This window comes from Parapedobacter indicus (assembly GCF_900113765.1).
Taxonomy (GTDB): Bacteria; Bacteroidota; Bacteroidia; order Sphingobacteriales; family Sphingobacteriaceae; genus Parapedobacter; species Parapedobacter indicus.
Window position 1 is genome coordinate 289,821 of record NZ_FOQO01000004.1, and the last position, 24,896, is coordinate 314,716.

Genomic DNA, 24,896 nt, shown 5'->3' on the forward strand with positions numbered 1-24,896 from the left:
CCGGATGGTGTTGTAGCGCCATCCGGATTCTTCGCATCCATAAAAATATTTATAGGTTATCCGGGTGCTGTTTTCATTCTTTCTTTAGTTTAATTGGTTATTTTATTGCGTTTAATTGGTAACAAAGGCTAATAAAGAGTTATGTGTTAATCGTGTCCAATAATAAGTTGATTTCTGCCTCCCTTATGGACAACCTGGAATTCAAGCCCTGCTTTATCCAGGATTTTCAATAACGAGCCCAAGGTCTTGTCTCGTTCAATTTCGCCATAAAACGCGATCTTAGGAACTTGACTGCGATAAACCACCTCAATATCGTACCATCGACTTAGTTGCGCAAATGCAACTTCTGGGGAATCTCCGTTAAAATAGAAATTTCCTTCTTTCCACGCAGAATATTGTCCAACGTTTACCTTTTCGATGCTAACCGATGCCGAATCGACAATTGACTGTTGTCCCGGATGGAGGATTACGGCATCATAACCATCGGGTTGGACGCGTACTTTTCCCGTTATCAGGGTTGTCTGGATAGCGGCGTCGTTTGCATAAGCCGAGACGTTAAACTCAGTACCAACTACCTCGATTAATTGACCCCGGGTAACGAGCCTGAATGGCTTCTCCGAATCTTTGGCTACTGCAAAATATGCTTCTCCTTCAACTTCAACCTGACGATACTTGCCGGTGAATTTGCCGGGGTAGCGCAATGTCGACTCCGCATTAAGCCATACTTCTGTTCCATCATCAAGGACGACCCGATACTGCCCACCACGAGGGGTGGAAATTGTCATTGTATTGCTGGCATCACCGGAGGCGGTGTTTCTTTCTGATAGGACTTCACGACCATCCAGATAGGTGACAGCGTCTCCTACCACGATACCGTTCATCCCTTCATCAAGTTTTATGCTGCGCCCATCGGCAAACGTCAAAGTGGCTCGGTTGCCGCCGGGTTGGATCTCTTCGATGGCAACGGTAGCATCCAACGTTTGTTGCCTATCGTCTACAAGGAAATACACGACGATTGCGGTCAAAACAGCGGCGGCCGCGTAGGGAATCCATCTACGGAGATAATTTACTTTCGACCGGTTATTTAGCCGTGCCCATACCCGCTTTTGTACCCCGGATTCGTCTTCACCTATCACTTTAGGCAACTCACTAGCATATTTTGTATACCACGATTCGATCACTGCACGCTCTTCAGGTGTAGCTGTACCTTTTCGGTATTTATGCAATAGCTTTATACCTCGTACTAAATTAGGATCCTTTTCTTCCATCATTAACTATAAGTAAGCTGAAAGAAGAAAATGTGTAAGATTTTTTTTTCTTTGCTGAAAAATAGCCTTGAATGGACTTTCTTAGATCATTGCAACAAGAAATCGAAGTGTAGAAAAGGATAACCCCAGGCGTCTGAGACGATTGCGTAGAATATGAAGTGCGTTGCTTACCTGTTTTCTGACAGTGTGTTCCGTTACTTTTAGTTGCTCGGCAATTTCCTTGTACGATAGTTCTTCGCGATGGCGGAGTTCAAAGATCGCACGCATCTTACCTGGCAACCGGCTGATTTCTTCTTCGATGATGCGGGCTAACTCCTTGTCTCGCAATAGTTGGTCCGGCATCACTTCTCCCGACTCTTCAAACGCGCCCAATGAACGGAGATGATCTTCACGTACTTTGTGATAAGCCAAGCGGTTGAGTACTTTATTCCGCAGCATGCCATAAAGGAATGCGGATAAGGTACCCACGAGATTCAGGTCACCTACCCTTCCCCATAAGGTAGAAAAAGTATCCTGAAGTATGTCTTCGGCTTCTTCTTCGGAATGAAGCATCCGCAATGCATGACGGTACAAAAGCAGCCAATACCGATCGTAGATTTCTGTCATTGCCCGGGTATCTCCACCTTCTAGCAATCGCAGGAGCTCTGGGTCAGTATAGTGGCTGAAATCTTCCATTGTATATGACTCGAATAAACGCAAACTTAGGAATTCTTTCCTTTTTTGAAAGAATGCGCATAGTGGAAAATTGACGATTTTCATTCTTTGGTCATCTTATGTGCTACATTCAAATAAGAGCGCCTAATGTTATGCGTCAATAAAAATCCGCTTTCGGCAGCATGTGTCAACGAATATTCTTCCAAATCCGATATTTTGCATTAATTTCCCAAAATAATAGTACTTTTATAACAGCTAATCATTATAAAGCACGGGGCTAACTGTATAAACAGGGCAATTATTAATACATCCGCTCGACAGGACACGATGAATCATTCTTCTTTCATATTTTTATTGATGGTTGTCTGCACAGGTTGTTCCGCCCCACTTCCAGACGACGTAGCGGAGGCATACGACACCCTACCGGATAAAGTGGATTATAACATACACGTCAAACCCATATTATCCGATAAGTGCTTTTCTTGCCACGGCCCCGACAAAGCCAATCAGGAGGCAGGACTTCGGTTAGATATTGCGGAAATAGCCTATGCGGAGCTACCCGAAACACCCGGAAAAGTAGCAATAAAACCGGGGAACCTCAACGCAAGTGAGCTGTTTCACCGAATCATGGCGGCCGATCCCGATTACCGGATGCCACCCCGACAGTCTCACCTTACACTCAGCCCGGAAGAGAAAGCAATCTTGGTAAAGTGGATTAAGGATGGCGCCGAATATCAGCCGCACTGGGCATTTGTAAAACCAGAAAAGCCTACCCCGCCTAAAGTGCGCAACAAGGACTGGAGCGCCCATAACGAAATTGACAATTTTATCCTCGACCGCCTGCACCGGGAAGGGTTACAGCCCTCCGCAGAAGCCGATAAAGAAGTTTTATTGCGTCGGCTCAGCCTCGATCTCACCGGGCTGCCGCCGGTATTGGAAGAGATCGAAACGTTTCTGCAGGATCAGTCGCCGGATGCATACGAAAAACAGGTAGACCGGCTGTTACGATCGCCGCATTACGGCGAACGGATGGCAATGGACTGGCTGGATGTCGCCCGCTTTGCCGACTCATACGGCTATACGGTCGACCGCATTCGTGACATGTCGCCCTACCGCGATTGGGTAATCAAGGCCTTTAACCAGAACCTGCCCTATGATCAGTTCGTCCACTGGCAACTGGCGGGTGATATGATGCCCAATGCGACCAAAGACATGATCATTGCAACGGCCTTTAACCGTAATCACCAGCAAAACATGGAAGGCGGGATTATTGAGGAAGAGTTCAAAACGGAGTACGTCATGGACCGCACAAATACACTTGGGGATGCCTTCCTGGGCATTACTGTCAGTTGTGCCCGCTGCCATGACCATAAGTTTGATCCCGTTACCCAAAAAAATTATTTCGAGCTTTACAGCTTCTTTAATAACATCCCCGAGGCCGGACAGATATCCTGGGACAATACGCCTCCCGCGCCGACGCTCTTGCTGCCTACGGAAGAGCAGGAGGCCATATTGCGCTTCATCGATGCACATGTCGCTGAATCTGAAAGACAGGTGAAGCAGGCCATCGCGCATGCCAACACAGACTTCGAGCACTGGTTGGCTTCTGGCACCTACAAAAAACTGAAAGAGATGACCGTGCCAAAGGAAGGTCTTCAAGCCCGGTATACCTTCGACCAGAAAAGCCTTAATGGCGGTGTGCTGAAAATAGAAGCCGGTAACGCAAAAACGCTACCGACATTCGTGAAACGCGGAGCGGGACTTGCGTTAGCGTTTGATGGGGATACCTGGCTGGATTTTAACCAGGTAGGCATCTTCCGTAGGTCGCAGCCATTCAGTGTCGGGATAGACGTGTTTATCCCTTCAGGAATGAAGGAAGGCGTCATCCTACATAAGAGCTATGGAGAGCGGCACTTTAATTTCAAGGGATACCATCTTTACCTCAAAAACGGAAAGATCGAAATGGGCATGGCCCACGCCGCTCCCGGGAATGCAATCATAAAAATCAGCCGCGATACCATTCCCCGCGATAGGTGGGTACAAATGACACTGACCTACGATGGTTCCTCGCGCGCCGCGGGGCTTCGGTTTTTCCTCGACGGCAAAGCGGTCGCGATGGATACCCAAAGGGACAACCTATATAAGGACATTATCTTCACTGGAGGCATGCCCCAATATGGATTGCAGATCGGCGGGTGGGCAAGAGGCCTCGGCCTCAAGGACGGGCTGGCCGACAACATTTCCGTATATGACCGCGCGTTGACCCCTTACGAAGTGACCGTGCTTGCCGGAAAAACTACGTGGAAGCCCATCGCAGATAAAGATCGGAGCCGCCTTACAGATGCAGAAATAAATGTATTGAAAACGTATTACCTCTCCACGGCAGACCCCAACGTGTTGGCAGCCAATAAACAGCTGGAGCACTGGAGAACCCGACAGGCGGACTCTGTCGAAGCATTGAAAGAACTAATGGTGATGCAGGAAATGGACACACCGCAACAGGCTTATGTACTGGACCGTGGCGTTTATGATGCGCCCACCGAAAAGGTATACCCCAATACGCCTGCTTCCATACTTCCTTTTCCCAAAGACCTCCCCAAAAACCGCTATGGTTTGGCCCAATGGCTGACCCACGAAGATAACCCACTCACCGCCCGTGTAGCGGTAAACCGGATGTGGCAAAACCTTTTTGGCACCGGCCTGGTTAAAACGGCAGAAGATTTCGGCAATCAGGGCGAAATGCCCAGCCATAAGGAGTTATTGGACTGGCTGGCGGTGATGTTTCGGGAGTCGGGCTGGGACGTCAAGAAATTAATGAAAACGATGGTCATGTCTGCCACCTACCGGCAGCATTCGTATACGTCGCCCGAACTCAGGGACCGGGATCCGGAAAACCGGCTGCTCGCGCGCGGCCCATCCTACCGGTTACCGGCCGAAATGATCCGCGATAATGCGTTGCTGGCCAGCGGACTACTCAATCACAGCATTGGCGGTAAAAGTGTGAAACCCTATCAGCCACCGGGTCTTTGGGAAATAAACAATACCACCTATGTGCCGGATACGGGAGATGTCCTGTATCGCCGCAGCTTGTACGTAATGATTAAGCGTTCCGTGCCGCATCCGACGTTGAGCACCTTTGATGCCACTTCCCGTAGCTATTGCATTGTCCGGCGGCAGAAAACGAACACCCCGTTACAGGCCTTGGTAATGCTGAATGACCCCACATTTGTGGAGGCTTCCCGCGCAATGGGCGAAGAAATGACAAAAATTGCCGACGCCAGGCAAGCCATCACACAAGCCTACAGGCGCCTCACCAGCAGGCACCCCGCGCGTGAAGAACTAGACTTGTTGATGAACCTACAGGCGGCCGAACGTAGGAAATTTGCCACCGATCCGAATAAATCACAGGGATGGCTAACCCTGGGTCAGCACCGGTCTTCCAAGAAGCTGGACGCCTCCCTCCTAGCGGCAAATACGGTAGTAGCCAGCACGATTTTAAACTCCGATGCAGCATTGACGAAAAGATAAATACGACACAAAACAGTTGAGATTATGTCACACCACCATGACAATGAAAATAATTTCCGCTTGCACACGCCGGCATTTGACAGCCTGAACAAGCGGCTGGACCGCCGTAATTTCTTAACGAAAACCTCCCTCGGCATTGGTGCGCTGGCGCTGGGTTCCTTATTGGGTAAAAACGGGGCCTCAGGCAAGATAGCGTCATCGGCGACGGCTTCCAATGCTGCGATTGATGACGTGATCAGCGCGTTGCCGCATTTTGCACCCAAGGCAAAGCGGGTGATCTACCTGTTCATGAGCGGGGGACCCTCCCAAATCGAAACGTTCGATTACAAGCCGGCGCTTGTTGAACGCTATGGCCAGGATCTACCCGGTTCTGTCCGCCAGGGACAACGTCTTACCGCCATGAGTGCCAACCAGAGCAAATTTCCGATGGTGCCATCGCGCTACAAATTCAACCAGCACGGTAAGAATGGCACCTGGGTAAGTGAGCTGCTACCGCATACCGCTAAGGTGATAGATGAACTCTGCATCATCAAATCCTTGCATACGGAGCACATCAATCACGACCCTGCCATTACTTTTTTCCAAACTGGAAATCAGCTTCCGGGAAGACCGTCGATTGGTTCATGGCTTAGTTATGGCCTTGGTACGGATAATCAAAATTTACCCTCGTTCATTGTGCTGGTATCGAAAAATGCACCCAAAGATCAACCGCTATACACCCGGCTGTGGGGGAATGGCTTTCTTCCGTCTGAGTATCAAGGGGTGGAATTCCGGGCAGGCAAAGACCCGGTCCTTTACTTGAATAATCCGGATGGATACGATGGCACAGACAGGGACGAAATGCTGGACTATCTTACCCGCCTCAACAAGCTGCAAAACAGCGCCTACGGCGATCCTGAAGTAGATGCACGGATTGCCCAATACGAAATGGCCTACCGAATGCAGACATCCGTGCCCGATGTGATGAGCGTGGTTGATGAGCCGGACGAGGTGTTTGACCTCTACGGTCCAGATAGCCGCGACCCCGGCACCTATGCCGCGAATTGCCTTCTTGCGAGGAAGCTATTGGAAAAAGATGTGAAGTTTGTACAACTGTATCACCAAGGGTGGGATCATCACGGCGGGCTGCCCGCCGGTATGGAAAATCAATGCCGCCAGACAGACCAGTCCACGGCGGCGCTGATCACCGACCTCAAACGGCGGGGATTGCTCGAAGACACGCTCGTCATCTGGGGCGGGGAATTTGGCCGTACGGTGTATTCACAGGGACAGCTTACCCCGACCAACTATGGCCGGGACCACCATCCGCGGTGCTTTACCATGTGGATGGCCGGAGCGGGTGTCAAAGCGGGCTTCTCCTATGGAGAAACCGATGAGTTTAGTTACAACATCGTGAAAGATCCCGTACACGTACATGACTTTCAGGCAACGCTGCTGCATTTGATGGGCGTTGACCACGAACGGCTCACGTATAAGTTCCAGGGACGAAGGTTCAGGCTCACGGATACACATGGGAATGTGGTAAAGGATATTCTCACCTGATTTTCCGTTTCATGCTAGATATCCTTACTTTCTTCGGTAGACTGCATCCGGTTGTCGTCCACCTTCCAATCGGATTTTTGCTATTGGCTGTTTCGCTAGACCTGACAGCTTGGAATCCACGTTTCCACTATTTGCGGCAAGCGGTACCTTTCGTACTGTTCCTCGGTTTCCTATCCGCTGTGGCCGCTTGCCTGTTTGGTTATCTCCTGTCTCTGACGGGCGACTATGATACGGTCCTGCTAAACCGCCACAAAGTATCGGGCATTGCATTGGCTGTAGGCGCAGGTGCCCTCCTATGGATCAGAATACGGATGAGCACCTTTTCCCCGCAAATATTTTCGGGCATGCTCATTGCGATGATGGCACTGATCACCTACAGTGGCCATCAGGGCGGCAATCTTACACACGGCAGCGATTACCTCAGCATGCAGGCACTATTTGAGGAAAAACGAGAGAAACCGGTGTCCGTATCCGCGGCCCTGCTGTTTGAGGATGTGGTGCATCCGGTACTTCGGCAAAAATGCGGACAATGCCATGGCCCCGGCAAGATGAAAGGCAAATTCTCGGTCGCCAACCATGCAAAACTCATGGACGGCAGTAAGAACGGCCCTGCAGTGGTACCTGGTAAGCTAGCGGAAAGTGAGCTGTTCCGCCGGATAACGCTCGATCCGGGGCATAAAGAATTCATGCCCACAGATGGCAAAACACCTCTTACAGCAGATGAAATCGGCCTCATCGCCTATTGGATAGAACAGGCGCATGCGGAACCCACCCAATCGATGGAAGCACTTCAGGCAAACGACACGTTGCTCATGCAGGTGGCTCGCGTATTAGGCCTGGATAACAGACCGGCCAAGGTGTCTGCTTCGGATAACGCAAATGAATATGGGCATATTCCTGAAACGTTGGACATTACGCTGGTAGAATCGTTGCGTAACAAAGGGCTGAATGTCCGCCTCAACCTGCAACAACCCGTTGTGCTGGATGTTACCCTACCCGACCACTCCGGATTGAAAGCGGAGGACTTCCGCGAAGAATTGCTGCACGTAGGGCATCATGTTGTTTGGCTGAACCTTTCTGACAACGATTTTAAAGACGAAGACCTCTCCTTCCTCAAAGACTTACCAAACCTTGAAAAGCTTCGGCTGGAAAACAATCCCTTAACGGATGGTATTGCAGACTATCTTCAAAACATGCAATACCTGGAAGCGCTCAACCTCAATGCCACAGCGGTAACAGCAGCGGGGATCAGCAAACTGCGAAAAAACCCAAAGCTGGAACGCATTTATAGCTGGAATCTGAAGGGCCGTGACTAGATTACCAGTTTTCGGGATTCCTTGATTTGTGTCTTTTTTTTCCCGTCCTTAGTACCGCTTTTCTTAAAAAGCAGAATCAGCAGATGATGGCTATGAAGCGGACACGATTAAAATCAGACTGATGAAATCACTTAATATATTAGTTTTCAATATAATCACATTGCTGCTGCTTGCGCAATGTAAAAAACCTTCGGAAACCCTAGATGGACGAGAAGATCGGGTCTGCGGCGGCGCCGGCTATTGCTGGGAAATCAGCGAACCCCGATCTCACCCGTTCATACATTTTGATGTAAATGGTGGTACGGCCCGTTATCACGATACGATTTTCCTGATCGGCGGCAATGGTTCTACGTGGGATCGATCTTCTTATCAATGGGAACTATGGGCAGGCACCGACGTGGATAACATGACCAAACTACCCACACCTACCTTCCAGAAAAATTTCCCCAATTACATTACCCAATCGTGTGGGTCGGCAGGCAACTATTGGTGTGACTGGCAGTTTTACTGGCCCATGGGCTTATACATCGATGAAGAAGGCGTCTTTTATACCATTGCTTACACAGAGTATAATTTCAAAAATGAATGGCGGTCTGAGGCAAAAGAAAGGCGCTTAGGACTAGCCAAATCGTTTGATAAAGGGAAGACGTGGAGCTACTTTGGCGATATCATTACCCAAAATAAACAGGATGCACCACCCGCCAACAAAACCTATAATGGAGCGGGAGATATTTCGTTCTTCATCGCGGACGACGGGTATGCATATATCTACTACAAGACCGGCTTTTACGACAACTCTACGCTGATCAGAGACATCCAAAATATTTCTGTCGCGCGCTCACCGCTTACCGCCAAGCTTAAGCCGGGCTCATGGACTAAGTTTTACGCGGGTGCCTTCCAAGAGCCAGGCATCAATGGAAAAGAAGACTACATTTTCAAGGAAACGGATCTGGTATGCATCACCTACAATACGTATATCGATAAATTTGTGCTGTTCGGTGGTTCGGTAACACATGAGTCTTATATCGCCTTTTGTGATGACATGGAAAAGCAAAATTGGACATCCAAAGACTTCGCCATGGCCGACGAGATACGGATTTGGTATTTCTGGCCATTTGACCCGGCCAGCAAAGACCCATTCAAAACAGGACAACATTTCAGGTTGTATACCACTGGCCCAGTCAATGGAGAGCGAGTGGGGAATTACAAAACGATTTCATTTTACAAAAAATAATAACCCTTACAATCGCTTAACATATTGTTACGAAGCGAGAAATAAATTATTGAATATCAGCTTTTTTATTGAATAAGCATTAGTATTTACGGATTAAAAACAGTACCTTACCAAAAATTAAACATAAGGCCATGGCTAAGGATAAAGGAGCAAAAAAGGATAGCGGAAAAAAAACTGCTGTAAAGAACCTGAAGGAAAAAAGAGCCGATAAAAAACAAAAGCAGGCGGAAAAAAACAGAAAAGATTAGTCTGTCTCTTATATGGCTCAAACTGCCGATTTAAAAATAGCAGTATTGATCGATGCCGATAATGTGTCGAGCTCGACAATTGAGAACATTCTGGATGAAGTGAAACGGTATGGTATCCCTTCCATCAAGCGAATCTATGCGGATTGGACGAAGCCACACGTGACGGGTTGGAAAGAACCCCTGCTCACACATGCCATCACTCCCATACAGCAGTATAGCTATACCAGTGGCAAGAATTCATCGGATTCAGCGCTCATCATTGACGCCATGGATATCCTACACAGCCACCAAGTAGATGGATTTACCATTGTATCAAGCGACAGTGATTTTACCCGATTGGCCATTCGACTACGGGAGTCTGGGAAAATGGTGATTGGCGTCGGAGAAAAAAAAACGCCCAAACCATTCATCGCAGCCTGCGACAAATTTATATACATTGAAATACTGAGCAAAGAAACTGCTGTTTTGCCGGCAGCCAAAGAAAAGACACCTAGCGGAACAACAAACGCAACCACCGATCTGACATTAAAAGAGGCAATTCGCAACGTGAAAACATATGAACCCATCAACGCTGAAACGATTGATCTGCTGAGGACAACCGTTAATGACGTGGCCGATGAGGGTGGATGGGCGCCGCTATCTGCAATAGGCGGGCTAATTAGCAAGCGGAAACCTGATTTTGATCCTCGGATCTACGGATTTTTGAAACTTACACCGTTATTCAAATCGCTGGATAAATACTTTATGGTAGAAGAAAAATCAACGGAAAAAACAAAAATCAAGCACGTCTACATTAAGATCAGAGAACCGCTAAAAACGACGAGAAAAAAGTCAACCAAACAATAATTGCACAAATCCTGAGCAGGCAAACGGAATCGATGGTTACCGTGTCACTCTTCCCACACCATCTTCGCCTTTGGTATATACTGCCACCGGACGAAATCGTAAGGTATCGAAATGAGGTGGTTCAAGCTGAATGGACATGGGCGCGGATGCGCCTGACTCAAAGAAATAGGCCTCGGTGATGCTACCATAATCATTATGGGGAAGCAGCTCACCGCATTCCATATAATTCGCACCAACGGTGTCCGCTACGCGGAAAGCGTATATGCGTATAATACCGCCTTTATTTTGGTCATTGCGTACAAATGCAATTTCTTCGAATCCACCCGTTAAATCAGCAGGGCCACGATGACGTAAGAGATCCTGAATTAACAACGTAATGAAAATAACAATAACTAATCCAATAAGTAACTTACGATACCGTCTAACCATGATTATGCTAAATTACGAAATCCAACGAATACCTCCAATCCAGCAAATACCGTCGTGGGTGCAAAAGGTAGAATTAAGGATTAAAAACACTATCTTACCAAAAATTAAACGTGACATGAGACCCTGCACTGCCCTTAGGTCGTAAACCTGTATAACTATGCTAGCTTGACGACCTTTATCTGTAAATTATGAAAAATACTGCGCCCGATCATATTCACTATACGCTATACGAGCCGCAAGGGACTGCCGTCAAGGCCGCTATCCTACTGCTGCATGGCATGCAGGAACATAGTGGAAGGTACGAAGGCTTTGCAAATTATTTAAAACAGGTGGGATATGCCGTGCTCACATACGATCATATAGGGCATGGACGCACTGCAAAAACGAAAGAACAACTGGGTTTTTTTCGCAAGAACAGACCCGGCAACCGCTTGGTTGACGAGGCCGAACACATGTCGCGCTTCTTAGCGGAGCATTTCCCGGGCGTACAGCTGATCTTGATGGGGCATTCCATGGGATCGTTTGTTGCCCGTGTACTGTTAAAGAAAGCCTCGCAGCTCTTTGACGGTGCAATCCTGATCGGGACAGGCGGACCGAATTCATTAGCTGCCTTGTTTCGTCCGGTACTTTACATGGTCAATCTAATCGCACCAGAAAAACGCAGCAGGCGGCTCAACGAACTCTTTTCAACGGTAAACAACCGAAAATTCAAGCATGAAAAGCCCAATGATGGCGTAAATTGGCTGAGTGCTGACTTAGCAAATAGACAAGCATTCCTGGAAGATGAGCTATGCGGTGTGGATTTCAGCAACAATGCGTTCTTTGGTCTCATTTCTCTCAATGTTGAGGCAACCCGATCAAACTGGGCAGAAAGCGTCCCCAGAAAAATGCCGTTTCTGTTTGTAAGTGGCACAGATGATCCCATAGGTGATTTCGGGAAAGGCGTGAAAAAGACTGTAAAAGCACTACGAAACAGTGAGTTTTATCGGGTCGATTTGAAGCTATACCAAGGTATGCGTCATGAGATACTTAACGAGGGCGATCGACAACTGGTTTTTGATGACATATGCGGCTGGCTGGAGAAAACCATATCCGAAAATACAATCCATTGAAGTGCTACACATTAAAAAATTCTGCCTGGGAATGCTATATTCGCAACCGTAAAATGACACTCGATATCCTATATAAAGATGAGCACCTAATCGCGATTAATAAACCCGCAGGATTGCTGGTACACCGGTCGCCGATTGCGCACGATGCGTCGCTGTTTGCGCTTCAGGTGTTGCGCGACCAGATCGGAAAACGGGTTTATCCAGCACACAGGCTGGACCGGAAAACCAGTGGAATACTCCTTTTTTCGCTCGATAAGGCTATCGACAGCAAGATACAACAGCTGTTTGCCACCCGGCTGATACATAAGGTATACGTAGCGGTACTGCGGGGTTATGCGCCGCAAGAAGGTGAAATCAACTATCCGCTAAAAATGGAAAATGGTGGCATACAGGACGCTTTGACCCGGTTTCAGACGCTAGCAACAGCCGAAATAGCACTCCCCTCCGGCGAGCATCCGACTTCGCGTTACTCCCTTGTGAAAGCCAAACCAGTGACCGGCCGGATGCACCAGTTGAGGCGGCATTTCGCACATATCCTGCACCCTATCATCGGAGACCGCCCCCACGGCTGCAACAAACAGAATAAACTTTGGAAGCAAACGTTTAACATGGATACAATGTTGCTGCATGCAAGTAACCTGCACTTCAAACATCCCATTACGGGACAAGATGTGGTTATTGATGCGCCCCTCCAATCCGAGTTTAAGCGAGCATTATCGATTTTAAATTTGTACCACGGACAACCGTAAGCAGCGGAAATCATCGCTTCCGAAATGAAAAGCTTTTGAATACCGTTTTTTTCGGCTCGTTCTGCTCGTTGCCTATAAAATGAGCCCTGGCCTCCCCTAACCGTGCGGTTTGATTTGTTCCAAATGCGCTATTTCGGTTAAATCAAATGGGGTTTCTTGGTAAACGTAATAATTCAGCCAGTTGTTGAACAGCAGGTTTGCATGGCTGGTCCAACGGACAACAGGTGGGTTTTTCGGATCGTCTCCGGCATAGTAATGCTGAGGCATATCGATGGAAGCTCCTTTTTCCAGATCCCTGATATACTCCTCATGGAGTGTCTTCGGAGCGTATTCTGAATGCCCTGTCAAATAGAACTCCCTGCCTCCCCTTGACGCTATAATTGCCACACCGGCATCTTTCGATTCGGATAACACGGTGACTTCATCTAAGCCCACCAAATCGACATCCATAAGGGTAGTATGACGGCTATGTGGGATATAAAACTCGTCATCAAAACCACGGAATAACGGATGTTGTTTGTCAGGAGCAGTGTGTTTGAAAACACCAAACAGTTTTTTATCCAATGGAACTTTTCTGACGCCATAAAAATGGTACAACGCCGCCTGAGAAGCCCAACAGATATACAATGTGGATGTAACATGCTTTTTGGCCCAATCAAAAATCATTTTGATTTCATCCCAGTAGGTAACCTCCTCAAATTCCAACATTTCTACCGGGGCGCCGGTAATAATCATTCCGTCGTAATAGTTTTCCGCAACCTCCTTAAAGCCTTTATAGAACAATTCCAGATGTTCAAGTGGCGTGTTTTTGGGCGTATGTGTATCCAAACGTAGAAATTCGACTTCAACCTGCAAAGGATTATTAGACAATAACCGGATGAAATCGGTCTCCGTTGAAATTTTCAAAGGCATCAGATTCAGAATAATGACACGCATCGGACGAATATCCTGCGTGTTTGCCCGCAAGTCATTCATCACAAATATATTCTCTTTTTTGAGTTGTGCTATCGCTGGAAGATTGTCTGGTATCTTTACTGGCATGCTATTTTCCCACCCCTTAATTTGCGTACAAAAATAAGCAGAATTTTGGGCAAAAGAAAGGGCTGGACCTTGACGCCCTTACTGGCTATTTTTCTCGAGGGCGGCAATAGCCTGCCCAATGGCGTTTACCTCTTCATCCAACCCGAAAAGCGGAATCCCTGTTTCAGGATCAAGTTTCAGCCATTGGCTTTCGGTGTCCTTTTGTATTTGCAGGTATTCTGTTCCTTCCTTGTAAATGGTATATATCCCCTCCTCCTCCGGAAAAACGGAATAAGTATAATCAAAAATTTCGATATCAAATGGTTCTATCATGTGTCATAATTTTCGTTACTAAGATAGCAAATTGTTAAACAACTCTCACGCTGCTCTTCCCACTCTGCTCCTTACTTACCTTAATCTGTACCGGTATCCGTTCGGTCATTTCCTGCACGTGTGAAATCACCCCTACTTTGCGGCCTTGATTATGCAGGCGCTCCAGTGCATCCATCGCTACGTTAAGTGTATTTGGATCTAACGAGCCGAAGCCTTCATCAATAAACAACGATTCGACATTCATCCGGTTGGTCGATAAAGAGGCGAGTCCAAGTGCCAAAGCCAAGGAGACCAAGAAGGATTCACCCCCGGAAAGGGAATATACCGTACGTACTTCATCGCCCATATCCTGATCCAGCACCTGTAACCCCAAGGTATTTGGTATCCGTTGCAAGCGGTAGCGTTTCGACAGTACTTCCAAATGTACATTGGCGTAACTAAGCAACACATCCAATGTATATTCCTGCGCTATCTGCCGGAATTTCCTGCCATCGGCCGAGCCGATCATTTCGTTCAACTTAGACCAGTTTTCCAGCACGGTTATTTGTGCCTGGATGGTGGTAAGTAAGTCGCCCAATTGCAGGTTATTGGCTTCGTCTTGCTTTAACCGGAACCCGATTTCATTGTGTTTCCAAAGGGATTCGGATCTGTCGGCCTGCTGTTGGTCCAGTTGCTGCTTCAAGGCATCGACGGTTTGATCGGACGGTCGTTTCCTTTCGTGGTGAGCAAGCTGACGCCGGCGCTCCTCCAATATCGATGTGGCTTGAGTAACGGCCCGTTCAATGGCAGAAAGCACCTCCCGCTCTTTGGCGATCCACTCCGAAGGATGCAAAAGTAAGGCTTGCAGCGTGGCCCGATCCAGTGAATGCTGATGCTTGGTCTGGTATTCTTCCAGCCATTGTTCTATTTTTCCGGATAGCTCGTTCGTACGCTTTTCCAGTCGGGCGATCTCCCCTTGCGTTTCTTTGACGATTGCATCCGTTCGTACTTTTTCGGTTTGCAGATGTGCTTGCCGTTGTTTATGGACATTTACTTGCTCTTGTACCTGGACAGCGCGCTGCTTCAACTGCGCTTCGAGGATTTCAACGGCTTCTCCGTTAAAAATGGACCGACGGCTTTCCGTAAGCGCTGTGTAAGCAGCCTGTTTATTGGTAAGTTCTTGTTCGGTTTGAGCAACATCAGTGGCAAGCGCTTGTTCCTCTGATTGCAGACCGGCAAGTGTAGCCCGCAACACATCGAGTATGTTGCGATCACGTTCTAACGCTTCGGCTGTTTGTTTCCATTCGTCGGCAAAAGCATCGATGCTTTCCAGAAAAGCATCGGGCTGGTTCTTCCAGTTGGCAATCCACAGGTCGTCCGGAAAATTGGGCTTCAACGAAGCCAGTATGTCTTCGAGGTTCGCTGTACCGACAGTTTGGACCGATTGGGCGTGAGCACGACGTTCGTTGAGTATTTGACTAGCTCGCTCCAAATCTTTCACCGCATTGACAGCATCCGTATGTTCGGTTTGCAGGTGCTGCCACGTTTGCCGGATCGCTTCGCGCTGGGACTGCAACGTTTGATAGTATTCAAGATGCTGGGCGATAGCCTCCTGCTTGGCTTTCGTCTGGGCAAGCTGCTCGGCTAACCAGCTTTCCCGTTCTTCCTCCGCGATGTCCATGCTGGCGTGGGCAACCGCAAAAGCTTCCCAACCGGCCGTAAGTGACCGGAGTTCGGCTTCGTCTGTTTTCCGATCGTTTTCCAGCATGGTGATCGTTTGGTGCAATAACATGATCGACTGCATCAACTGGCTATGGCGGGTCAATTGTTCACTATAAGCTGCTTCATGGGCTTCATGAGCATTCTTCAACTCATCCAACACATGGTTTAGCCGGGGATTTTCATGGGCATAGGGATGTGTTTCACTGCCACATACGGGGCAGGGCTGCCCTTCTGCCAATTCTGCGCGCAGCGCTTCTACATTTTCGGAGGCGGCAAGCCTGGCTTTCTCCAGCATTGTAGCCGAGGCTTTCCGCCGCTCGGTGACAGCCTGCAGGATTGTGGCTGCCGCTGCAAGCTGTGCTTCTTTATCGGCCAATTCTCTTTGCGTATTTTCGGCTTTTTCCGTTAAGATACGTTCGGCTCGCAACACTTGGCAGAGTTGTCGCCAGTGGGCGGCGCCACTGCGGATATCTTCCACATTGGCACTGACCGCCTTAATTTCTTCACGCAATTGTTCAACAGGAATCGTCGACAGCTCCTTTTGTAGGATTTCCAGCCGGGCTGTTACTCCATTCATCTCCTTGGCGAGACGTTCAGACCGCTGGGCATGTTGTGTATGTTCGACAATCTTCACCTTGATTTCGGCTTCGAATTGAATAGTATTTTCCGTGGCGCTTTCGATCGCTTCCAACTGCTTGCGGGCGTCGCTGAGCTTGGCAGCAATGAGTGTACTATTTTCGGCAACAGACTGGCGGTTGCGGCGCTTTTCCCTCCATTCCTGTAGCCTACTGATTTGCTCAGCCAATGTTTCGGCTTCTCGCTGCTGTTGCATAAGATGCCTATGACTGGTTTTCCATTTTACTTTGCGGGCGTCCAGTTGTTGACGCGCAGCGGCGACTTCGGCCTCTTTGGTCTGCAACTGTGTATCAAGCTTCCTAGCTTCGTCCAGCAGGGGTTTGGCTTCCTCCTGTGCAACGATTTGCGCCTCCAGCTGCCCGGCTGCTTCAGCCACGACTGTTTCGATTTCCGCGGTCTGCTGAGCCAATAGCTGCTGGCGCACCCGGACTTGTTCGAGTGCTTCCCGTTTTTGGGCAAGTTGCCCGGTTGCTTCGTGCAGTGCATCTACCCACGTGCGGGTAGGCTGTACCTGCTCTACGTGTTTCAAGTACGTTCCGCGATCGGTGGATTGTTCCCTTTGGGTGAGACGCTCCTGGAAGGTACGCTCAGCTTCCTGCACCTGAACTTCGTGGCTATCCAGATCTCCGTGCCATTTTAGTTCTGCAAGGGTCGTGTTGATGCGTGCTTCGAGTTGTTCTAGTAACTTGGCCAACGCAATTTCTTGCTCGTTTAGGTCGGCTAGCTCCTCGGTCGTGAGGGTAACAATGTTTTCTTGACTACGCTGAAGCAACTTAAGCTGTTGGTCTTCCTCCCGACAGCGCTCAAATATCCGCCTTGAAAGCTCAGAATAAATATGTGTGCCGGTCAACTTTTCCAACAACGATGCTTTCTGGTCTTTGTCGGCTTTCAGAAAAGCAGTGAAATCGCCCTGCGCCAAGAGTACGGAACGGATGAACTGTTCGTAGTTAAGTCCCACTAATCGGATAATTTCGGACAGCAACTCCGTTTTCCGGCCGCCGATATCGTGGCCCGTGCTCAGGTTTTTTAGTGTAGTAGTTGCCTGCTGGAGGCTGCCCGCTGCCTGATTCCGTGCACGGCGCACATTCCAGTTGGCGCGGTAACGCTGGCCGTCGATGCCCACAAAATCCACTTCGGCGTAGCCATCTGCAGTACCGTCGCGCAAAATAGCACGAACGTCACTTTGGTTGATAGTGCTGCCCCGTACGTCGGCGATCTCAATGCCGGTTTCGCGCGCCTGCATATACCGCGGTGTCTTTGCATAAAGTGCAAGGCAGAGTGCATCAAGGATGGTAGACTTGCCAGCCCCGGTGGGCCCGGTAATGGCAAAGATACCGGCGGAACACAGCGGCTCCTGCATAAAATCGATTTCCGTGGTGCCTTCCAAGGAAGCCAGATTTTTAATACGGATGGTTAGTATCTTCATGCCGGGCCTCTTTCTTTTTCATCGACATGCTGAGCTACTTCGTTGAATAACTCTATCAACACGGAAGGCACTTCATTGGCATAGCGCGATTCGTATACCTGCTTGAAAATATCTACCGGCTTCAGCGTTTGAAGTGGGTCGGGCTGCTGGATTTGTTCGGCTGTTGCCAGATCCTTTTGCATCGGATACCGTGTATCGATACGTGCCAGTCGAACATATTTGTCGACTAAGGCTTGCTCGATCTTATGGCGAAGACCCGGCTCTGGAGCATCAAGCAAAACGGATACCTGCAAATAAGGAGCTGTGCTGCGGTCCTTTCCTATAGCTACCGGAAGTTGGCGCAGGGCGAGCAGCACTTCCCCCACTCGGCTGTGAGCAGTCGGCACCCTGAGCAGCGGCACAGTAACGGGTATTTCGATGCTCCGGGGTCGAGTAGCTTGCCCTTCTTCCAAGGTGAAGAGGATAACCTGATGCTTGTAATTGATCTCTGAAAATGACATCGGCAAGGGGCTGCCAGCGTACCGGATATGCTCTTTGCCCCCGAGCCGTTGTGCCTTATGGATGTGGCCGAGTGCCACATAGGCTAGCTCATCCGGAAAGGCAGAAGCAGCTATACATTCCACCCCTCCCATAATAAGCCGCTCGACTTTGTCCAGATCAGACGTTTCTGCTCCCTTGGCGTGGAGGTGTCCCATGGCAATAAGCGCCTGTCCGGTTTGACATCTGCTTTTAACGGTTTGGCATAGGTTGCGGTACAGCGCTTCCACGCCTTCTGCGTAGGGATTATCGCAATCTGCGAGGACCGGATAATCGCCCATACGCAGAAATGGGACTGCCAAACACCACGCTCTTACGTTCCCATCCTTAACGAGCGGGATGATGAGCTTATCATAATCGATGGTTCCCTTGTTGTCTCTTTCAATAACTCCGATAATATGGATATTGGACGATTCGAGCAGTGGCTTCGGCGACTCAAGCCGCGATGCCGAGTCGTGGTTACCTGCCGTGATAACAACCTGGATGTCTGGACATGCGCGGATGGCCCGGTTGAGGAACGTGTAGAATTGGCGGATGGTAGCGGCCGACGGATTTGACAGATCGAACACATCGCCACTGATGAGCAGTACATCCACCTCCTCACGTTGCAATGTCTGTACCAGCCAATCCAGAAATTGCTGGTGCTCATACGTGCGGTCGTACTCGTAGAAGAGCTGGCCCAAATGCCAGTCGGCTGTGTGGAGAATGTTCATACGTTGCGTCAAACTTAGATAAAGTTGCTTTTTTATGCAATTATAACTCACGTTAAATATAGGCAACGTTATTCGCTGCGACATGTTTCCTTAAGTGCTCACGAATAGTTATGGATTTAGCGACCGTCAACTTGCTATTCGTCTATCAAATTAGCCATTTAATCTAAAGCACTACCCGTTGGTCGAGCCATATCTGTCATTCGTCTAAAAACGCCCAATTGCACTGCAACTTTTTTCCATTACCAGCGTCTCTTCTACAAAGAACATAAAAACAATAATTAAATAACATAAAACGATATCATCATGAAAACGTTCGTATTAAGCACCCTGATCAGTGTAACAGCCCTTGGAAATAGCTTTGCCACAACTCCGCCTGACCCGTCAAATAACAAAAGCAGAGCGACAATGCTGAAAGAAACCGCCGCCTTCCACCAATACAACATGGAAGTACTTTACAACCAATATGATCTCGCTGAAACGCGGATTGAAACAAGCCGCGGCAACCACGCCGAGCTGGAACGTGAACATAAGTTTTTTGTGGGTCTGTATCAGCAAGACATCGATAAAGGTATCCGCGTGGAGCAAAGCAAAAAGGCCATCAATGAGATTAACACCCGCTACGCGAAACTGCACGCCGAGCGCGATACCCAGGAGGCAAAGAAAATCGCAAAACTGAAAAAGCAGTTGGAAGTAGCCCTTAAAAAAGAAGAGAAAGAATTTAACAAAGCAAAAAGGGCACTGGCCCAAATCACGACCGTAGCCCGATAACACCATAACTCACTTGGGATTCACAGCTGGATATAAAGGAAGCCTTCCGCTCAAAGGAAGGCTTCGTATTATCTGTTAATGAGCCGCTTCTGGGTTTAAGAGTAAATTAAGTCGATTAAACATCTTAATCCAGCTTTGGTAAGCGCCGGTCTTTTTCGCCTCCTCTTCTGAAACAGTCTGGTGTACCGATATTCGCGTCTGTTCTCCAACGGCTTCAAAAATGACAGTGGTGACCGTCTCCTCGGGCCAGTCTTCGGGTTTCCCTGCCTTAACCGACGTAATGGAATTTCCATCCGAGTCTGAGAGCACCATGGTGAAAACCAGCTTTTCAGGTGGCAGGACCGTTATATACCTTCCCTTAATCCAGCAATCACCGTATATCGGATCGTGAACACAAGAGTGAAAACCGCCACCCGGCGTAACATCAATGGTTTTAAATTCGATGGTGCATCCATCAGGTGCATACCAATGCTTTAATTGCTCAGCATCCGCCCAGGCTTGGAATACGGCCTCCTTAGGAGCATCAACTAGATGCGTGATAAAGAGTTCTTTGTTGCTTGAATTCATACTATCGTTTTTTTGTTTCATTAAGAAATCTATCCAATTTTTCAAATCGTTGGCTCCATAGCTCGCGGGATTTCGCCACCCAATCCATCACCTCCTCTAGTCGCTCAATCCGTGCTTCACAAACCTGTTCGCGACCTTTTTGGGTCATCGAGATCATACCGCACTCATTTAGAATCTTGATGTGTTTGGCTATCGCCTGCCTGCTCATTTCAAGATCAACCCCAATCTGAGCAATATTTAGCGGCCCACGGGATAGCTTCTGGATGATTATCCTCCTTGTCGGATCTGCGATTGCCTGGAAAACGTCTCTTCTTTCTACCATAAATACAACCAAATGGTTGTCAAATATAAATACAACCATTTGGTTGTGCAAACTTTTTATTATTTTTTTCTTAGGCAGCTGTTTACTAGCATCCTATTTCCGGACGAAGACGTTTTGATTACAATGGCCTACAGTATTTCAGTAGCCACCGGCAAGGGCACACATCTATCCGCTGACTCCGTACATTAGGATTCTTTTGAACGGATAAATTGCCGGAAAGGAAATAAAATGAGTTTGTATTCTTTGTATAAAGACCGACTTCAATAATTCTTGCCCTGCTCTGTCCAATCGCTCCATATAGGGGATAAGCGCCGATCCTGAAATAAAGTTATACAGTTCTATTTCACTCGTTGCAATGATCGGATAGACTTTTAATGATACATTCAACCCTTTTAACCCGCAATCAAACAACAGTTTTGTGTAGTCATCTATTGTTAACACAGGAGAATTTCGGATAAAACCTCTCAGTAAATCAACAAACGGCTTTTCAGTTACTATTTCAAGCAGGATAGTATTCAAAACATTTTCCGGCTGAAAGGGCATTTGCACGGCAAATTGTCCTCCTGAATTCAAGTTAGCGATAAGTTTCGGAAACAACACTGCATGATTGTCTGACCATTGAAGAGCCGCGTTGCTAAAAATTAAATCCCATGTTAATGTGGAATGGGCAAACTCTTCAATGGTAACCCATTCAAAATGTAGGTTATCCTTCGTAAATTGATTGGACTCATTAAGCATCTCTTCCGAGGAATCAATTCCCAGAAAATTAACATTTTCAAATTTTTCAGACAGGATTGAAGTCTGTTCACCGGTTCCACAGCCGATGTCTACACAGTTCTTCACATTTTCGGCTGAAATTAAATTCACTAAATCATAGAAGGGTTTGTAACGGATTTGCTTAAACTGATTATATAGCTCTGGATTCCAAGGCATATGCAAGTGTATTTTTACAATAGTAAGCAAATTCTATTTTATTTAGCCCGGGGCGATAAGGAAACGGACCCGAACAACGATTTATTCTTCCAAGCGAAGGCGTTGGACGAAAACAACTCATATCCTATGCTGAAGGAGCTCAAAGAGAATTTTCACAAAATATATCCGGTTATTTATGGCGCACTGCTAGCGATTACTGATGCCTGGTTGAGCGAGGAATTTCCCTTACATATGAATGTCTCTTTTTTTTCCGGAAACTGTACTCAACTTTATTGGTATTTGCATCGGCAGAGAAGATTCCCTCTGCGGCCAAATGGGGTTAATGCGTAGGATACTGAATTATCTGGGTATGAAATATGATGTGGATGAACATATAAAATATTGATAAACGGCATAAGCGAACATTCCTGTTAGCCAATTGTTGTAACGAAAATTCGTTGGCGTCGAGTACCGGTTAGTACTGGTCAGAGAAGCTATACGTTACAATTTAAATGCGCTAATTTACTTTTTATGCCGGAAGGACCGTCAATCGTAATATTGAGAGAAGCTGTGGAGTCCCTACACTTGGAAGGACAACAAATCTGTGCAGTGGAAGGCAACAGCAAAATAGACCAACATGTACTTCCGGGACAAACCGTGCTTAGCTTCCGTTCCTGGGGCAAGCATTTCTTGATTTGCTTCGAAACCAATACCCTTCGGATTCACTTTCTTTTATTCGGAAGTTACCGCATCAACAAACGAAAGCCTTCTCCCGTCAGACTAAGCTTACAGTTTATGACCGATGAATTGAACTTTTATGCATGCTCGGTAAAGCTTATCGACAAACCTGTGGATGAAGTCTATGATTGGTCCAGCGATATAATGGCCAACGAATGGGATGCCGAAAACACTTTGGAAAAATTGAAACGCCTGCCCCATATGCTTGCCTGTGATGCATTATTGGATCAAAATGTATTCGCTGGGAGCGGAAATATCATCAAGAATGAAGTGTTGTTCCGGATTCGGGTACATCCTTTATCTATTTTGGGATCCTTACCAAACACCAAATTAAAAGAAATGGTACGGGAGGTCCGGAGCTATGCGTTTGAATTTCTTCAGTGGAAAAAGGAATTTACCTTAAGAAAACATTGGTTAGCACATACTAAAAAAACGTGTCCACGCTGCCACATTCCTTTTAGCAAAGCCTACACAGGCAAAACCAACCGAAGGAGCTTCTTTTGTGATAACTGTCAGGTGCTTTACAAAGTTCCCGAATAACAATTCCTCTAGATCATTCGTCTCATTATCTTGCATGTCGTGATATGCGATAAGTACCTAATCAGCTAGTCGTCGTGGTGCTTATTGCTTAAACTCTTCACGGTTGAATTTATTTTTTTATCTTCGTCTACACAAACTTCTACCACCATGAAAAAACACCTCAAAGAGGCGATTACGGATTTCAGCGAACGCCTTGCATGCTTTTCCGGGAAGCCTGACATCGTCATGATCATTACCGACCAGGAACGGGCCACACAACATTTCCCCGAGAACTGGGAACGTGACAATCTAAAGACACTGACCTTCCTGAAACAAAACGGATTCAGCTTTGACCGGGCATTTTGCAATACATGCATGTGTTCGCCCAGCAGGTCTACACTGTTGACCGGTCTTTACCCTGCGCAGCATCATGTGACGCAAACCCTTACCGAAGGAGGGAAATATTCTCCGGGAGAGGTTACGCTAGACAGTTCGATACCTAATGTGGCGCGTATGCTGATTGACAATGGCTACGATGTGCACTACCGTGGCAAATGGCACGTAAGCAAGGGTGCAGACGGCGGCAGCCCCGATCCATCGGATATCGCTATGTATGGTTTCAGGGGCTGGGAGGCTCCCGATGCGGGGGAAGACACCGCGCCCGAGAATTTTGGCGGCGGCTTCGCCAACCACGATGGAGCCTATATAAAACAGGCCATTGACTTCCTGAAAAATGTCAGGGAATTGCGCGCGCAAGGAAAAGGCAAACCGTATTGCCTAGTTCTCTCCTTGGTTAATCCGCACGATGTGCTGTGTTACCCAAGGGGGTTCAAATATGGCTACAACGATGAGTTCCTCAAGGGCCCAATAACACTTCCCAAAACGGTAAACGAAGACCTTACTACCAACGGCAAACCTGCTGCGCAAGCACAGGTAAAGACCTCCGCTGCCCTAGGTTTAGGCTTACTCAATACGCCCGAAAAGCAAACCAATTACCTCAACTTCTACGGTAATTTGCTGCGTCTGATCGACACCGAAATCGGTTTCTTCATCGATGAGCTCTACCGGGAAGTGGAGGGCAGCAAACTGGCCGACCAAGCGCTGGTGATCCGTCTTGCTGACCACGGCGAAATGGGTATGGCACATGGCGGCATGCGTCAAAAGGCATTTGTAGCTTATGAAGAAGCAATCCGCATACCGATGGTCTTTTCCAACCCGATACTCTTTCCTGAAACAGCTACCTATAAAAGCACCCGTCAACTGGCTTCACTGATCGATATCGTGCCGACCATCGCGGCTATCACCGGTTCACTCCCACCGGTAGGAGTGCGAGGTACCAACCTTACGCCTTTGCTGAATGAGGACAAGCCCGTTCAAGAAGCCATTCTATTCACATTCGACGACACAAAAGCAAGCGCCGCTGATAAACCCAGCGTGGTAAAAGCAGCAAACCGGATACGTTGCATACGCACAGCGGAGTGGAAATACAGCCGGTACTTCGATGCACTTGGCGGATACCCCGAAGAATTTGAATTGTATGACCTGAGAGATAACGGAGCACTCGAATATCAAAACCTGGTACACGACCCCGCATATGCGGAGATTAGCGCAAAATTAGACAGGTTGTTGCAACAGCAAATAAGACAAAAATTACACATACATCCCGAAGCCTTTGATGAAGCTGAATTTATCGAGTGGTATCAAGAGCAGCGATAAGAAGTTCTTTGTATATTTGCTAAGCTGCATCAAACAAACTATTTAGACACCTGGGTGTTAGC

Annotated in this window: 20 protein-coding genes; 10 read left to right on the forward strand and 10 right to left on the reverse strand. The window is 47.8% G+C overall.

Going from position 1 to position 24,896, the window contains the following annotated elements; genetic code table 11:
• Nucleotides 1-146: 146 nt before the first annotated feature.
• Together BMZ56_RS10395 and BMZ56_RS10400 are read right to left on the reverse strand one after the other, a co-directional pair.
• Nucleotides 147-1,271 carry a FecR family protein gene (locus tag BMZ56_RS10395; protein ID WP_090626517.1) on the reverse strand — a complete coding sequence of 375 codons (1,125 nt, stop codon included), beginning with the start codon at nt 1,269-1,271 and terminating at the stop codon, nt 147-149.
• A 78-nt stretch (nt 1,272-1,349) separates the two neighbouring features.
• The gene (locus tag BMZ56_RS10400) at nt 1,350-1,943 is read right to left on the reverse strand and encodes an RNA polymerase sigma factor (RefSeq protein ID WP_177195119.1); all 594 of its coding nucleotides are present in this window, start codon (nt 1,941-1,943) and stop codon (nt 1,350-1,352) included.
• Nucleotides 1,944-2,249: 306 nt separating this feature from the next.
• Between BMZ56_RS10400 and BMZ56_RS10405 the strand changes: the two genes are divergently transcribed.
• The 5 genes from BMZ56_RS10405 (at nt 2,250) to BMZ56_RS10425 (ending at nt 10,636) form a co-directional block, all read left to right on the forward strand.
• Nucleotides 2,250-5,450, forward strand: a complete 3,201-nt coding sequence (locus tag BMZ56_RS10405) for a DUF1553 domain-containing protein (protein WP_090626519.1) — start codon at nt 2,250-2,252, stop codon at nt 5,448-5,450.
• Nucleotides 5,451-5,474: 24 nt separating this feature from the next.
• Nucleotides 5,475-6,992 (forward strand): DUF1501 domain-containing protein, encoded by a 1,518-nt coding sequence (locus BMZ56_RS10410; protein WP_090626520.1) that lies wholly within the window; start codon nt 5,475-5,477, stop codon nt 6,990-6,992.
• 11 nt (nt 6,993-7,003) lie between these two features.
• Nucleotides 7,004-8,308 (forward strand): DUF2231 domain-containing protein, encoded by a 1,305-nt coding sequence (locus BMZ56_RS10415; protein WP_090626521.1) that lies wholly within the window; start codon nt 7,004-7,006, stop codon nt 8,306-8,308.
• 121 nt (nt 8,309-8,429) lie between these two features.
• Complete coding sequence (locus BMZ56_RS10420) at nt 8,430-9,542, forward strand: hypothetical protein (protein ID WP_143072905.1); 1,113 nt, start codon at nt 8,430-8,432, stop codon at nt 9,540-9,542.
• Nucleotides 9,543-9,802: 260 nt separating this feature from the next.
• Nucleotides 9,803-10,636: an NYN domain-containing protein gene (locus BMZ56_RS10425; RefSeq protein WP_090626523.1), complete on the forward strand. Its 834-nt coding sequence runs from the start codon at nt 9,803-9,805 to the stop codon at nt 10,634-10,636.
• A 36-nt stretch (nt 10,637-10,672) separates the two neighbouring features.
• On the opposite strand, the gene BMZ56_RS10430 is transcribed toward BMZ56_RS10425, so the two are convergent.
• On the reverse strand, nt 10,673-11,065 hold the full coding sequence (locus BMZ56_RS10430; protein WP_104443707.1) for a hypothetical protein: 393 nt from the start codon (nt 11,063-11,065) through the stop codon (nt 10,673-10,675).
• Nucleotides 11,066-11,253: 188 nt separating this feature from the next.
• Between BMZ56_RS10430 and BMZ56_RS10435 the strand changes: the two genes are divergently transcribed.
• Together BMZ56_RS10435 and BMZ56_RS10440 are read left to right on the forward strand one after the other, a co-directional pair.
• Nucleotides 11,254-12,177, forward strand: a complete 924-nt coding sequence (locus tag BMZ56_RS10435; RefSeq protein ID WP_090626525.1) for an alpha/beta fold hydrolase — start codon at nt 11,254-11,256, stop codon at nt 12,175-12,177.
• 53 nt (nt 12,178-12,230) lie between these two features.
• The gene (locus BMZ56_RS10440; protein ID WP_090626653.1) at nt 12,231-12,926 is read left to right on the forward strand and encodes a pseudouridine synthase; all 696 of its coding nucleotides are present in this window, start codon (nt 12,231-12,233) and stop codon (nt 12,924-12,926) included.
• Between the two features lie 96 nt (nt 12,927-13,022).
• On the opposite strand, the gene metA is transcribed toward BMZ56_RS10440, so the two are convergent.
• From metA to BMZ56_RS10460, 4 genes are all read right to left on the reverse strand, one after another.
• Entirely contained in the window at nt 13,023-13,967 is a 945-nt protein-coding gene (gene metA / locus BMZ56_RS10445) for a homoserine O-acetyltransferase MetA (protein WP_090626526.1), read from the reverse strand.
• A gap of 78 nt (nt 13,968-14,045) precedes the next feature.
• On the reverse strand, nt 14,046-14,279 hold the full coding sequence (locus BMZ56_RS10450; RefSeq protein ID WP_090626527.1) for a hypothetical protein: 234 nt from the start codon (nt 14,277-14,279) through the stop codon (nt 14,046-14,048).
• A gap of 34 nt (nt 14,280-14,313) precedes the next feature.
• The gene (locus BMZ56_RS10455; RefSeq protein WP_090626528.1) at nt 14,314-18,042 is read right to left on the reverse strand and encodes an AAA family ATPase; all 3,729 of its coding nucleotides are present in this window, start codon (nt 18,040-18,042) and stop codon (nt 14,314-14,316) included.
• A complete protein-coding gene (locus tag BMZ56_RS10460) occupies nt 18,039-19,292 on the reverse strand; it encodes an exonuclease SbcCD subunit D (RefSeq protein WP_090626529.1) in 1,254 nt (417 codons plus the stop codon). The genes BMZ56_RS10455 and BMZ56_RS10460 overlap by 4 nt, the downstream gene beginning before the upstream one ends.
• Before the next feature lie 303 nt (nt 19,293-19,595).
• Here BMZ56_RS10460 and BMZ56_RS10465 point away from each other — a divergent pair, with 303 nt between their 5' ends.
• On the forward strand, nt 19,596-20,060 hold the full coding sequence (locus BMZ56_RS10465; RefSeq protein ID WP_090626530.1) for a chorismate mutase family protein: 465 nt from the start codon (nt 19,596-19,598) through the stop codon (nt 20,058-20,060).
• Between the two features lie 75 nt (nt 20,061-20,135).
• Here BMZ56_RS10465 and BMZ56_RS10470 read toward each other — a convergent pair whose 3' ends face one another.
• The 3 genes from BMZ56_RS10470 to BMZ56_RS10480 form a co-directional block, all read right to left on the reverse strand.
• Nucleotides 20,136-20,627: an SRPBCC family protein gene (locus BMZ56_RS10470; RefSeq protein ID WP_090626654.1), complete on the reverse strand. Its 492-nt coding sequence runs from the start codon at nt 20,625-20,627 to the stop codon at nt 20,136-20,138.
• Between the two features lies 1 nt (nt 20,628).
• On the reverse strand, nt 20,629-20,949 hold the full coding sequence (locus BMZ56_RS10475; protein ID WP_090626655.1) for an ArsR/SmtB family transcription factor: 321 nt from the start codon (nt 20,947-20,949) through the stop codon (nt 20,629-20,631).
• A 165-nt stretch (nt 20,950-21,114) separates the two neighbouring features.
• Nucleotides 21,115-21,882 carry a methyltransferase domain-containing protein gene (locus BMZ56_RS10480; RefSeq protein WP_090626531.1) on the reverse strand — a complete coding sequence of 256 codons (768 nt, stop codon included), beginning with the start codon at nt 21,880-21,882 and terminating at the stop codon, nt 21,115-21,117.
• 510 nt (nt 21,883-22,392) lie between these two features.
• Here BMZ56_RS10480 and BMZ56_RS10490 point away from each other — a divergent pair.
• Both BMZ56_RS10490 and BMZ56_RS10495 read left to right on the forward strand, forming a co-directional pair.
• On the forward strand, nt 22,393-23,139 hold the full coding sequence (locus BMZ56_RS10490; protein ID WP_090626533.1) for a DNA-formamidopyrimidine glycosylase family protein: 747 nt from the start codon (nt 22,393-22,395) through the stop codon (nt 23,137-23,139).
• A 147-nt stretch (nt 23,140-23,286) separates the two neighbouring features.
• Complete coding sequence (locus BMZ56_RS10495) at nt 23,287-24,834, forward strand: sulfatase family protein (RefSeq protein WP_090626534.1); 1,548 nt, start codon at nt 23,287-23,289, stop codon at nt 24,832-24,834.
• The last annotated feature ends 62 nt before the right edge of the window (nt 24,835-24,896 follow it).

What these genes read in the sequence shown, in the direction of transcription:
- BMZ56_RS10495 (WP_090626534.1), top strand. Translation starts at nt 23,287, where the DNA reads ATGAAAAAACACCTCAAAGAGGCGATTACGGATTTCAGCGAACGCCTT.
- BMZ56_RS10400 (WP_177195119.1), bottom strand. Translation starts at nt 1,943, where the DNA reads ATGGAAGATTTCAGCCACTATACTGACCCAGAGCTCCTGCGATTGCTA.
- BMZ56_RS10465 (WP_090626530.1), top strand. Translation starts at nt 19,596, where the DNA reads ATGAAAACGTTCGTATTAAGCACCCTGATCAGTGTAACAGCCCTTGGA.
- BMZ56_RS10435 (WP_090626525.1), top strand. Translation starts at nt 11,254, where the DNA reads ATGAAAAATACTGCGCCCGATCATATTCACTATACGCTATACGAGCCG.
- BMZ56_RS10440 (WP_090626653.1), top strand. Translation starts at nt 12,231, where the DNA reads ATGACACTCGATATCCTATATAAAGATGAGCACCTAATCGCGATTAAT.
- BMZ56_RS10450 (WP_090626527.1), bottom strand. Translation starts at nt 14,279, where the DNA reads ATGATAGAACCATTTGATATCGAAATTTTTGATTATACTTATTCCGTT.
- BMZ56_RS10410 (WP_090626520.1), top strand. Translation starts at nt 5,475, where the DNA reads ATGTCACACCACCATGACAATGAAAATAATTTCCGCTTGCACACGCCG.
- BMZ56_RS10430 (WP_104443707.1), bottom strand. Translation starts at nt 11,065, where the DNA reads ATGGTTAGACGGTATCGTAAGTTACTTATTGGATTAGTTATTGTTATT.
- BMZ56_RS10475 (WP_090626655.1), bottom strand. Translation starts at nt 20,949, where the DNA reads ATGGTAGAAAGAAGAGACGTTTTCCAGGCAATCGCAGATCCGACAAGG.
- BMZ56_RS10455 (WP_090626528.1), bottom strand. Translation starts at nt 18,042, where the DNA reads ATGAAGATACTAACCATCCGTATTAAAAATCTGGCTTCCTTGGAAGGC.
- BMZ56_RS10490 (WP_090626533.1), top strand. Translation starts at nt 22,393, where the DNA reads ATGCCGGAAGGACCGTCAATCGTAATATTGAGAGAAGCTGTGGAGTCC.
- BMZ56_RS10470 (WP_090626654.1), bottom strand. Translation starts at nt 20,627, where the DNA reads ATGAATTCAAGCAACAAAGAACTCTTTATCACGCATCTAGTTGATGCT.
- BMZ56_RS10425 (WP_090626523.1), top strand. Translation starts at nt 9,803, where the DNA reads ATGGCTCAAACTGCCGATTTAAAAATAGCAGTATTGATCGATGCCGAT.
- BMZ56_RS10415 (WP_090626521.1), top strand. Translation starts at nt 7,004, where the DNA reads ATGCTAGATATCCTTACTTTCTTCGGTAGACTGCATCCGGTTGTCGTC.
- BMZ56_RS10420 (WP_143072905.1), top strand. Translation starts at nt 8,430, where the DNA reads ATGAAATCACTTAATATATTAGTTTTCAATATAATCACATTGCTGCTG.
- BMZ56_RS10405 (WP_090626519.1), top strand. Translation starts at nt 2,250, where the DNA reads ATGAATCATTCTTCTTTCATATTTTTATTGATGGTTGTCTGCACAGGT.
- BMZ56_RS10480 (WP_090626531.1), bottom strand. Translation starts at nt 21,882, where the DNA reads ATGCCTTGGAATCCAGAGCTATATAATCAGTTTAAGCAAATCCGTTAC.
- metA (WP_090626526.1), bottom strand. Translation starts at nt 13,967, where the DNA reads ATGCCAGTAAAGATACCAGACAATCTTCCAGCGATAGCACAACTCAAA.
- BMZ56_RS10395 (WP_090626517.1), bottom strand. Translation starts at nt 1,271, where the DNA reads ATGATGGAAGAAAAGGATCCTAATTTAGTACGAGGTATAAAGCTATTG.
- BMZ56_RS10460 (WP_090626529.1), bottom strand. Translation starts at nt 19,292, where the DNA reads ATGAACATTCTCCACACAGCCGACTGGCATTTGGGCCAGCTCTTCTAC.